Source organism: Aquirufa salirivi, from assembly GCF_045310485.1.
GTDB classification, from domain to species: domain Bacteria; phylum Bacteroidota; class Bacteroidia; order Cytophagales; family Spirosomataceae; genus Aquirufa; species Aquirufa salirivi.
In genome coordinates, this window is sequence record NZ_JBEWZH010000002.1 from 478127 (window position 1) to 490718 (window position 12592).

General features: G+C 40.5%; 6 protein-coding genes. 3 read left to right on the top strand and 3 right to left on the bottom strand.

The window, feature by feature from the left end:
* Position 1: 1 nt before the first annotated feature.
* Genes U0R11_RS04375 through eat form a run of 3 tightly spaced genes read right to left on the bottom strand, consistent with a single transcriptional unit; the run spans position 2 to position 3865 of the window.
* Positions 2-1147 carry an iron-containing alcohol dehydrogenase gene (locus U0R11_RS04375; RefSeq protein ID WP_406750032.1) on the bottom strand — a complete coding sequence of 382 codons (1146 nt, stop codon included), beginning with the start codon at positions 1145-1147 and terminating at the stop codon, positions 2-4.
* Positions 1148-1168: 21 nt separating this feature from the next.
* Complete coding sequence (locus tag U0R11_RS04380) at positions 1169-2524, bottom strand: glutamine synthetase family protein (RefSeq protein WP_406750034.1); 1356 nt, start codon at positions 2522-2524, stop codon at positions 1169-1171.
* Positions 2525-2539: 15 nt separating this feature from the next.
* A complete protein-coding gene (gene eat, locus U0R11_RS04385) occupies positions 2540-3865 on the bottom strand; it encodes an ethanolamine permease (RefSeq protein ID WP_166375211.1) in 1326 nt (441 codons plus the stop codon).
* A gap of 321 nt (positions 3866-4186) precedes the next feature.
* Here eat and U0R11_RS04390 point away from each other — a divergent pair, with 321 nt between their 5' ends.
* The 3 genes from U0R11_RS04390 to U0R11_RS04400 all read left to right on the top strand — a co-directional run.
* Positions 4187-5563 (top strand): 3-oxoacid CoA-transferase, encoded by a 1377-nt coding sequence (locus U0R11_RS04390; protein WP_406750036.1) that lies wholly within the window; start codon positions 4187-4189, stop codon positions 5561-5563.
* A gap of 577 nt (positions 5564-6140) precedes the next feature.
* Positions 6141-7346, top strand: a complete 1206-nt coding sequence (locus tag U0R11_RS04395; protein WP_406750037.1) for a helix-turn-helix domain-containing protein — start codon at positions 6141-6143, stop codon at positions 7344-7346.
* Between the two features lie 178 nt (positions 7347-7524).
* Positions 7525-12592: beta strand repeat-containing protein (locus tag U0R11_RS04400; RefSeq protein WP_406750039.1), on the top strand; the 5068-nt coding region annotated here is incomplete at its 3' end.

Consider the following 12592-nt stretch of genomic DNA (forward strand, 5'->3'; position numbering starts at 1 on the left):
CTTATAAAGCTTCTAAATATAGGTTTTTGAAATCTTCTCTACTTACTGGCTTTGGATTATTAGGGTGAGCAAAATCGGCAATAGCCAAATCAGCCAAAGTCTCTATATGCTCTTCTTTAACACCTACTTCACGTAATTGATGTGGGATTCCAATTCGGTTATTTAAGTCAAATAAGAAATTCACCACACCTTCGCCACTTTCATCTTTGATTTCCAAGGTGCGTGCAATGCGACGGAATTTTTCCTCAAAACCAGCGATGTTAAATTTCATTCCATAGGGTAAGTTGACAGCATTGGCTAATCCATGGTGGGTATCCAATAAAGAAGACATAGGATGAGCCAAGGAATGAACCACACCCAATCCTTTTTGGAAAGCAACAGCACCCATTAAAGAAGCAATGAGCATATTGCTTTTGGATTCGATATCAGGGTTTTTGACTGCCTTTTCCATGGATTTAGCAATCAATGAAATGCCTTCCAATGCGATTCCTTCACACAGCGGATGCGACATTTTTGCCACATATGCTTCCAAATTATGCGTTAAGGCATCCATACCTGTTGCAGCAGTCACGGCTGGCGGCAAATCCATGGTCAACATGGGATCAGCAAAGATGGTTTTTGCCAATAATTTGGGAGAAAAAAGAATCTTTTTTTGATGCGTAACATCATCCGCAATGATGGCGCTACGACCCACTTCAGAACCTGTTCCAGCGGTGGTAGGTATCGTAATAAAATGAGGTACATCATTGGTGACAAAAATATCCCCACCAATCAAATCATCGTATTTAAATAGATCTTCTCGGTGATTTACTCGCAAAACCATGGCTCTAGCTACGTCCATGGCTGCACCACCACCAATTCCAATGATGGAATCTCGTTGGTTGGCATCATAGGAATCTACACCTAAATAAACGTCGGATTTTACCGGGTTTTTATGAATTTGAGAAAAGACTTCTACCGAGATGTTTTTCTTTTCAAGTGATTGAATAAAGGATTTGAAAAAATCCAAACTTGCCACCACGGGGTCTGTGACCACCAAAGGCTTTTTGAGATCATTTTTTAGTAAATAATCGGCTACTTCATTGATGGCTCCTGCACCAAAACGGATGGTGGTAGGAAAATTATACTGTAAAATGGATGAAGACATGTGTTTAAAATATAGGCTTGATTAAATGATTTCAAAATAACGTTTGTATTCCCAGTCGGTCACCGACTTTAAATGCTGTTGCCATTCCCAGGTTCTTGTCATGGTAAAGTGCTCTACAAATTCCTTGCCAAAGATCTCATTGGCTACCTCAGATTGCTGCATATTTTTGGTGGCATCAATCAGGGTATGTGGAATACTACCGTGGGAATAATCTAAATATCCATTGCCTGTGGTCGGTTCTTGTAGGTCTAATTCATGTTTAATACCATATAGTCCAGCACCCAAGCAGGCAGCTATGGCCAAATACGGATTGACATCCGCACCAATGACACGGGTTTCTATGCGGGCCGAGCTGGCTCCAGCACTTAACACACGTAAGGCTACCGTTCTGTTGTCTAGTCCCCACGTCAGCGTTGTTGGAGCCCAAGCACCTTCCACCAGCCTTTTATAGCTATTGATGGTCGGGGCAAACATCGGTAAAATATGGGGTAAACAATGAAGGATTCCTGCCAAATAGTGTTTCGCTGTTTTACTTAAATGGTAAGGATCTTGAGCATCGTAAAAGAGATTGGTTTTACCTTCGGCATCCCATAGACTTTGATGAACGTGACCGCCACAGCCAGGTAAATTTTCATCTATTTTGGCCATAAAAGTGGCCATGATTTGATGTTTATAAGCAATTTCCTTAACGGCAGTTTTGAATAAAACAGCTCTATCCGCAGCTTCTAAGGCACCAGAATGAGCTATTGCGGCTTCATAAGTACCTGGCCCAGTTTCGGTATGTAGACCTTCGATGGGTACTTGGAAGGCTTTGAGATGTTCAAATAAATCATCGAAAAATGGATTATTCAGCGTGGTTCTCAAAACGGAATATCCAAACATACCTGGACTTAAGGGTTTCAGATTTTTGTAATGCTTCTCTTGGGCTGAATCTGGCGTTTCAGCAAAATTGAACCATTCAAATTCTTGGGCAAATATGGGCGTAAAATGTAAGGCCTGAGCCTCTGCAATCATCTTTTTTAGTAATTGTCGGGGACAAACCGTAGAAGGTTTTCCGTCATGCTCAAGAAAATCACCTAGTACAAAAGGGAGGTTATTTTCCCAAGGTATTTGTCGGAAAGTACTTAAATCCAATTGAGCCGGTGTATCAGGGAAACCTGTATGCCAGCCTGTTTTTTTGCCTTGACTGTACAATACATCCGCCGCATCCCAGCCGAAAACGACATCGCAAAATGTAGTCCCTTTTTCAAGGATGGATAGGAATTTTTCGGTGGAAATGTATTTGCCACGCAAAATCCCATCGATATCCGTGAAAGCAATTTTTACTTTCGAGGTAGGATGGGCAGATAAGTAGTTTTTTAATTCGGTAGAGGTCATTTTCTAAATTGAAAATTAGGGTTTGAGGGTCAATTTAGGGCCAAAAAATCGATAAATGATACTGGTGCCTAGTAAAATCAGAAAATAGATACCCGCTTGAACGGGATTATAATACATCATGGAAATCATGGAAATAGCTGCAATAATCAGCGCAATCCAGGGAAAGTAAGGGAAAAAGGGTGTTTTAAATGGTCTTTCGAGTTCGGGCTCATTCCGTCTAAGTACCAAGATAGAAACCATGGAAATGAGGTAAAGAGTTAAGGCTCCAAACACTGAAATGGTGATTATTTCAGCTGTTTTTCCCGTCAAAAGTGCTAGGATTCCAAGTGACATGTTGACGAGTAGGGCATTTGCAGGAGTTTGGAATTTGCTATGAACACGACCAAGAAAAGGAGGAGCAGCTTTGACTTTACCCAATTCATAGGTTGAGCGCCCAGCGGCTAAAATAATGCCATTGAAGGAAGCAATTAAACCAAAAAGACCTACTGAAATTAATAAATGATACAATAGATTACTGTCACCCACCACATGCTTGAGTGCCAAAGGAAGGGGTGAGTCGGATAAGGAGCCATCTGCTTGATAAACGATGGATTCCCAGCCATTAACCCCAATGGAACTAAAAAAGGTTAACATACAAAGGATTACTAAAGTCAAAATAGCGGATCCAAATCCAATTAGTATCGTTTTTTGAGGATTGATGGCCTCTTCAGCCACATTGGCGACCCCTTCGATCCCTAAAAAGAACCAAATGGCAAAAGGTATGGCAGCAAAAAATCCAGACCAGCCATGGGGTAGGGGATTGCTTTGCAGGTGTTTTAACTCAAAAGCGGGTAAAGTTATTCCTGCGAAAAGTAGTAATTCACCTACAGCCAGAATGGTGATGGTTAATTCAAAAATGGCAGCAGCTTTGACCCCATAGGCATTAAGAGCCGTAAATAAAAAATAGGAGGCAATGGCGATACTAATGATGGGAATTTGAGGAAAAAACAGATTAAAGTAGGCCCCAATAGCAAAAGCAATGGCCGGTGGTGCGAAGATGAATTCAATGGTTTGTGCCATGCCCGCCACAAAACCCCAAGTGGGCCCCAAGGCTCTACCGGCATAGTCAAATCCTCCACCTGCTTTGGGTATCGCGCAGGCTAATTCGGTGTAAGAAAATGTAAATGTGGTATATAAAAGGATGATGAGAAGAGTTGCCAGTCCTAGACCCAGCGTACCACCTTTTTCTAATCCAAGATTCCATCCAAAATACATGCCGGAAATGACGTATCCGACACCTAGTCCCCACAACATCAGTGGGCTTAAGGTTCTTTTTAATCCAGGTTCCTTTTCTGGGTTCATTATATAGGTTTTAGAGGCAATAGGTAATAAGACTTTAAGTTAGAAAAATATGTCCAAAGCTCAAAATTCATATGGGCTTCTATGGGTATTATTAGGCCATTATATTATCAATTTGCTGGACAATTTATGTGCTTTGAAAATCGTTTCACGCAAGAACGTTTAACGCTGGCAAGGTTCTAAACCTTGACAGCGTTGGCAGCGTGAAGCAGATTTTGTAACCACAAAACCTGATCAATGTCTTCTAATGTAGGGTGGATATGCTTGTTTTTTCATTTTTATCATAAGCTTATTTCTTTAGTATTGTAGCTTGAAAAAGGAGATATGAAGAATAAATTGTTTAAAGATGCACAAGCAGCATTGTATGATGTTGCATCGGGTGCTACGATTATGGTGGGTGGTTTTGGTTTGGCGGGGATTCCTGAAAATGCCATTACCGAGTTAAGTAGAAAGGGAGTCAAAGGCTTAACTTGTATTTCCAATGAGGCGGGAGTAGATGATTTTGGTTTGGGGATTTTATTGAAGAATAAACAAATCAAATGCATGATCTCCTCTTTTATTGGGGAAAATGAGGTGTTTGAAGAACAACTTTTATCAGGGGATTTGGAGGTAAAATTAGTGCCGCAGGGGACTTTAGCTGAGCGAATTCGTGCTGCAGGAGCAGGAATACCCGCTTTTTTTACTCCAGCAGGGGTGGGGACTGAAGTAGCGGTAGGTAAAGAAATCCGAACATTTCAAGGAAAAGAATATTTGATGGAAGAGGCATTGTTCGCTGATTTTGCCCTCGTGAAGGCATGGAAAGGAGATCTTGAAGGGAATTTGATTTTCCATGGTACGGCTCGTAATTTCAATCCAATGATGGCACAGGCGGGTAAAATCACCATTGCTGAGGTGGATGAATTAGTTCCCATTGGGACATTAGAACCCGATGAAATACATGTCCCTGGCATTTATGTACAGCGAATTTTTCAGGGTAAGGATTATCAAAAACGAATTGAACATCGTACCACCACGAAAGATTTGTCTCATTTATCAGTATTGGATTCTAAAAAGGAAATTATTGCCAAGCGTTTGGCCTTAGAAATCAAGGACGGAGATTATGTCAATTTGGGGATTGGTATTCCTACAATGGTAGCCAATTACATTCCTAAGGGGATGCGAGTAATATTACAGTCGGAAAATGGATTATTGGGTATTGGGCCATTTCCAGAAGAGAATCAAGTAGACCCGGAATTAATTAATGCTGGAAAGCAAACCATCACGATGATTCCTGGGGCATCCTTATTTAGTTCGGTGGATAGTTTTGCTATGATTCGTGGTGCACATATTGACGTAACGATTTTAGGGGGTATGGAGGTTTCTGAAAACGGGGATTTGGCCAATTGGAAAATACCGGGTAAGCAAGTCAAGGGAATGGGCGGTGCCATGGATTTAGTTGCTTCGGCACCGAATATCATTGTGGCGATGTTGCATCAAAACAAGGATGGTCGATCTAAGTTATTGAAAACGTGTGATTTGCCTTTGACAGGAAAGTCTTGTGTTTGTCGAGTCGTAACTGATTTGGCTGTTATTGATATTTTACCTAATGGCGGATTTTTGCTCGTTGAACGAGCGCCAGGTGTTCGAGTGGAGCAAATTCAAGCAGCTACGGAAGCAGATTTGTTGATACGGGGTACAGTTAGGGAAATGAATATTAGATAGAGTAATACAAGATTATTAGATAATTATTTATTTAGTTAATAATTTAATTATTTGAAAAATTTAATTATAAGGTTTCGAATTTGTCTAATTGTAGACCATTTTTTATTTGCCTGAGAATCTGATATTCTGAACCATTGTTCAACGTGATTTCAAATACGCGATTCTCAGCGCTTTGAAAATGGATATTCGATCGGCCTATGGATAGGTAAAATTACTTCATATTTTAAGTGTCATAATGGAGAACATACATTCAGTATCGTTGTATCAAATGACAGGAATTTCTGAATTTTTTTGACCAAATTCATGCAATATGAATGTCCTTTTGTTGAAATTATGTAAACTTAAGTTTAAATTAATTTTTCATGTATTTTAGGGAGTAGTAAATTTTGATTTAAATTATTATATAAAATATCCATAAAGTTATATTATTAAGTAGTTAATTTGAAATTGAGAACAAAAAATAGTTTAAAAGTTCTTGTATTTAAAATTTTCCTCTTACATTTGTCATGTAGTTCTATAAACGGACTGTTCCGTGTTCTATAAAAATATCAAACTGTTCCGTGTTCTATAATTTTTCATGATACTAAATCTCTCTTTTTTAGGATTGGTTGTCGCTCTTCTACTCTATATATACAGGGAGGGAAGAGCTTATGCTAAGATTCTCTTAGCTACTTTCTATTTATTAACGAGTATTTTTGGAATTGTACATGATGTGACCAGTACGCCTCGTTCTGAGTTCATGATTTCCTTATTTGCCATCAATTTTAGCCCTCTGTATTTTTTGATGGGTCCCGTTTTCTACTTATTTGTTAAAGTGATTATTGGTAGGGAGCGATTGGTTCAAAAGGACTGGTGGCACATAGCTGTTTCAGTATTGTTTTTGTTTAATATTTTGCCACATTTATTCTCCTCCTTTGAGGAGAAGTTGATTTTGGCTCATAAAATCGTGGAGCACTCTGAGGCCTTGTATGAAGCAAAATATTTGTTTATTCCCACTTTCATACAATCCATGATAAGACCCATTTTTACCATTGGGTATTTTCTTTACACGGGTTTTTATTTGTACAGACGTTGTCGAATCAAGCATTATTTTGTGACGCATCAAGTTAGTATACTATGGATCGCATTGATTATTGTACTCTACATTTTACTCAATACAGCCTCACTTTTGGTATTGATCAACAACATAGAGCTTGGGAATTCGAAGCATAATTGGTTGAGCCCCATGGTGTTACGCATATGTTTTGATATTAAATATTGGGTATATTCTTTGCAGAATTTGTCCATTCTATTTATTCCTTATGTATTGTTTAGTCCACAGTACAAAAAGAAAAAGCACATGACATCTCGGGCACAGGGTGAAATGGTATTGTCGACTTTTGCTCCACCAGTGAAGCGGGCGGCGGTGTCAACTACCTATGAAGTTCCTTTTTTCCGTTTAGAAGAAATTGGTCATCAAATAGCTAAATACTGTGTGGATGAGCCCTATTTGCGGAGTCGTTTTTCTCTGTCTATGATAGCTGAGGACACCAAAATACCTTATTATCAATTGTCTTACTATTTTAATAATCATTTGGGAGTTAGTTTCAATGATTGGAAAAATGAGTTAAGAGTGAAGCACATCATCACCCTAATTCAATCAGGGAAAGCACAGCAAAATACCTTGGAAGCATTAGCTCATTCATCGGGTTTTTTGTCTAGATCTAATTTTGTTAAAGCGTTCAAATACAATACAGGTAAAACTCCTTCTGAGTACTTAAAAGATATGAAGAACGGAATTTAAAATTGAGAACATGTTATTGATTTTTTTTGCATATTCTGCTCAAATTATTTATTAACTTTATCAAGTTATTGCGGTTATTAATTAGTTTTTTATTTCGTCAAGCCTATACCGAATTGCATGAGATTGAGAATATAGGAAAGTCTTCATCGCGTGTGTTTGTGTTCTATTAATTAAATTTATGCAACAAAGAATTACTAAAATTCTTTTTCTACTTTGTTCTGAAAAAACTTCATTAAAAGGTAAATCTACCTTACTGGCCTTGTTGGGCCTATTTTTGTTTATAAATACATTTGATCTATTTGCCCAGCGTAACTATTCGCCCGTAGCTAATTCTTATTCTAGCTCGTCTATCATACCATTTTCACAGCAGGTATTTGTGGATCAAGCGGATAGCCTAGATTATTCATTGGCTCGCAAACGAGTTCTGAAAGCAAAAAATGGGGTTGATTTTCATTTGAGGTCATTTTTCTCCCAAGCAAATTATCGAGATCAATTATTTAAATTCTTTCCTGGAAAGCGCAAGCAGATGGATGCTTCTTTTGACGAGAAGGCCTTAGCGTTGAAAAATTTGGTATTAGGTAATGGTTTGTTTTTACCTATTCAATTTGTGAAATGGGAAGACATGCATGGCGCCATGGCCAGTTATAGTTCCATTGGTCCAGACGGTCGTCCACGTATTTATATGAACAAAGAGTATTCAGAAGGGCAGGGGAACTTTTTGTATCCCGATGCCACGGATACTCAATTGATTTCTTTGTTATTTCAAGAATACGGACACGCTATTGATGATTATATAAATGGTTTGGAGGATTCTCCCGGTGATGAGGGGGATTTGTTTGCTGTACGAGTATTGAAATTAGACGTTACTGAAAGGTACGTCGAAACTGTTTTGGTACGTAATGATCATAATAAAATCAAAGTTGAGGGGAAAGATATCTTTGTAGAAGATGCTGGGGTATACTTATTGGAGGCTTGGCCAGCTACTACCGCGTCTGGTGGAGGAACTACTTGGACAACGGGAGCCGCTAAATCGACCAATACACCCTTAAGATTGCAAACGACAACGATTGCTAATGCTTGGAATGCGGTAACTGCTTCCATTACCGCAACATTCTTTAACGGAGTAACATCTATAGCCGGTGTTGTCAATTATTCCATGACAGCCGCAACTCCTGCCAATTCAGTGTTGGGTTTTTTAACTGGTGGATCAGGAACAGCGGGATATTTATTGGAATTACCCAATTCCACCACCAACTTGGCTGCAAGTACAGCCTATACTTTTGCCAATAATGCAGAAGGAACCATTGTACATGGATTTTCTGCTGCTATTGGGGTGGCGTCAACCTTGTTATTAACTACTTCTCCTGTGGTAGCAGGAGTGACTACTACCTTAACTGCCCAAGCCAAAACCACTGCGAGTGCTAATACCAATGGTATCACCGCTACATTTAGTTCAACTAGCGGTACCGCATTAATTACTGGTACCAACCCAGGTACAACTGCTGGATCAGGAGGTAATACCGGTAAAGCGGCTGTAACAGTGACAGATACGAATGACGGATCAACCGTCTTTAATTGTGAATTGAAAAGTTCAGTAGGTTGGTATGTGATTGAAACAGTTACATTAACAGTAAATACAGCTACTGTTTCGAAATTTAAAATAACAGGAACGGGTACTCAAACCGCTGGAGGAAGTCAGACGATTACTATAACAGCGCAGGATACTTACGGAAACACCGCTACAACCTATACAGGTGCTAAAAACTTAACCTATTCCGGTGCCACCAGTTCTCCTGCACCAGTAACTAATCCTACAGCGGCCAATAGTACTCCAACGGATATTGCCTTTGGATCAACTACCGCTGATAATTTTACTGCAGGGGTTGCCACTACTACCTTGAAATTATATAATGCAGAAACGGCTTTGATTGCCGTAACTGATGGTACTTTATCCGCCACAGGTGCAGATCGATTATCGGTTGTCGTTAGTCCATCTACCATGACGAAATTGTCCACCAGTATTGCGACACCCCAAACCAATGGGGTTGCATTTACAGGAACTAATACCTTAACCGCTTTGGATGTCTATGGAAATACGGCAACCAGTTTCAATGCATCTACGAATAATGTCACGGTGACGAATTCCTTAGGAGGTACTGTCAGTAGCTTGGGATCAGGAGCTAATAATGTATTGAATCAAGCAGGAGATTTCACGAGTGGAGTTGCTGATTTGACAGCTCAAGGGATGATTTATACGGGGACCAGTGGAACGGGAACATTTACTTTTACTCCTGCTACTGGAACAGCCATAACGAGTGGGTCTACTGTCGTAAATCCTGGAGTAGCTACTAAATTAGTTATTACAGGTACGGGTACCCAAACAGCTGGAACGAGCCAAAATATTACTTTGCGAGCATATGATGTGAGTGGTAATATTGCTACTTCGTATACAGGGGATAAATCATTGACTTTTTCTGGTGCGAACGTCTCTTTAAGTCCTGCGACGAATCCGACCGTTACGGATAAAAATGCTGCAGCCATCAATTTTGGAACTGCCACGGTGATTACATTCACTAATGGTGAGGCAGCATCTGTACCTATGTCTTTATTCAAGGCTGAATCGGCTACTATTTCGGTAACAGATGGATCAATTAGTTCGACGGGTGGAGATAATCTTGCTGTTGCTGTTGGTTTTGCAAGTTTCAACAAATTGGCAGTTAGTTTATCGGGTTCACAAGTGAATGGCTCACCCTTTACCGGAACAAATACCTTGACAGCTCAAGATGCCTATGGTAATACGGTAACTAATTTTGCTGCCAATACGAATAATATAACAGTAACGAGTACTCTGACAGGAACAATTACAGGTTTAGGATCAGGCTTAAATAATATCATCAATCAAGCTGTCAGTTTCAGTAGTGGTGTAGCCAATTTGACGAGTACGGGAATGGTATTTACTGGAACGGCAGGAACAGGCACTTTCACCTTTACACCAGCTTCAGGTACTGCTGTAACGAGTGCTAGTATTACCGTCAGTCCAGGAGCAGCGACTAAGTTATTCATTGATGGTTCTACCAGTTTTACCGCAGGATTAGGTGAAGTCGTTGCGATTATCGCTCAAGATGCGAGTGGAAATACGGCAATATCGTATACTGGAGCTAAAAATATTACGTTCTCTGGGGCAGCCAATTCACCAAATCCATCCACCATTCCTACTTTTGGAGGGACCAATTTTGGATCTCCCCATAATATCTCATTTACTGCTGGTAGTGCTGCTGCTACATTAATCTTATACAAAGCTGAATCAGCTGCTATCAATGCCAGTGATGGTACGATTAATTCTAATTCAGGGGGAACATTGAATGCAACAGTGACAGAAGCTGCTTACAGTAAATTAGCGGTAAGCTTAGCAAGTCCACAGACTAACGGCACAGCATTCACAGGCACCAATACCTTGACAGCGCAGGATGCCTATGGTAATACCGTTACCTCTTTTGCGGCTAATACAAATAATGTAACAGTTACTAGTAGTTTAGCAGGTACGATCACAGGTTTAGGATCAGGAGTAAACAATGTATTGAACCAAGCAGGCGATTTTACAAGTGGAGTTGCGAACTTGACAAGTTTAGGCTTGAAATATACGGGAAGCTCAGGAGCGGGAACCTTCACCTTTACACCAGCTTCAGGAACAGCAGTAACCAGTGGAAGTGTGACAGTCAATGCAGGAGCAGCCACTAAGTTTATCATTGATGGTTCTACCAGTCTTACCGCAGGGCTTGGGGAAGTCTTTGCGGTTATCGCTAAAGATGCGAGTGGTAATACGGCGACATCATATACTGGAGCTAAAAATATTACTTTCTCTGGGGCAGCCAATTCACCAAATCCATCCACCAGTCCTACTTTTGGAGGGACCAATTTTGGATCTCCCCATAATATCTCATTTACGGCTGGTAGTGCCGCTGCTACCATGATCTTGTACAACGCAGAAGTAGCTGCGGTGAATGCCACAGATGGAACAATCAATTCCAATACAGGAGGTACTTTGAGTGTGACAGTGAGTCCGTCGACGATGACGAAATTGGCTGTAAGCTTAACGAGTCCGCAGATTAATGGAACCGCTTTCACAGGCACGAATACCTTAACAGCTCTAGATGCGTATGGCAATACAGCTACGAGCTTTGATGCTTCAGGCAACAGTATTACAGTAACGACAAGTTTGACAGGAGCGATTACAGGTTTAGGATCAGGAGTGAACAACGTGTTGAATCAAGCGGGAGATTTTGTTAGTGGCGTGGCCAACTTAACGAGCTTAGGCTTGAAGTTCACGGGTACTTCAGGATCAGGAACTTTTACCTTTACCCCAGCTTCTGGAACTGCAATAACGAGTTCAACTAGGACCATTAGCCCCGGAGCAGCTACCAAATTAGTGGTGACAGGATCGGCTACACAAACCGCAGGAGCATCTAATTCAATTACAATTACGGCCAAAGATGCGAGTGGAAATACAGCAACGACCTATTCTGGAACTAAATCATTAACTTTTTCTGGGGCCAATTCATCCTCCAATCCAACAACTACACCTAAAGTAACGGATAATTTTGCTACTGATATTGCTTTTGGTTCCCCTACAATCTTAAGTTTTAGTCTTGGTACAGTAAGCACCAATATGAAGTTGTATAAAGCAGAATCTGCTATTGTAGCGGTTACTGATGGTACCATTTCCGCAGCAGGAGCCGATCGCTTAATTGTAACGGTGAGTCCATCAACGATGACGAAATTGGCCGTAAGCTTAGCGAGTCCCCAGATCAATGGCACCGCCTTTACAGGCACGAATACCTTGACAGCGCAAGATGTCTATGGTAATACAGTAACAGGATTTAATGCTTCGACGAATAATGTGACAGTGACCAATTCATTGGGAGGAACAGTGAGTGGTTTAGGTTCAGGAGGTACTAATGTACTGAATCAAGTGGGTGATTTTACCAGCGGTGTGGCTAATTTAACCACCGATGGAATTATCTATACGGGAACTTCAGGATCAGGAACTTTCACCTTTACGCCAGCATCAGGAACAGCGGTTACTAGTTCTAGTGTGACAGTCAATCCTGGAGCAGCGACTAAATTAGTAGTGACAGGTTCGGCTACTCAAACAGCTGGAACGAGTAATTCGATTACGATTACCGCCAAAGATGCGAGTGGTAATACGGTAACCACTTATACCGGTTCTAAGAACTTAACTTTCTCAG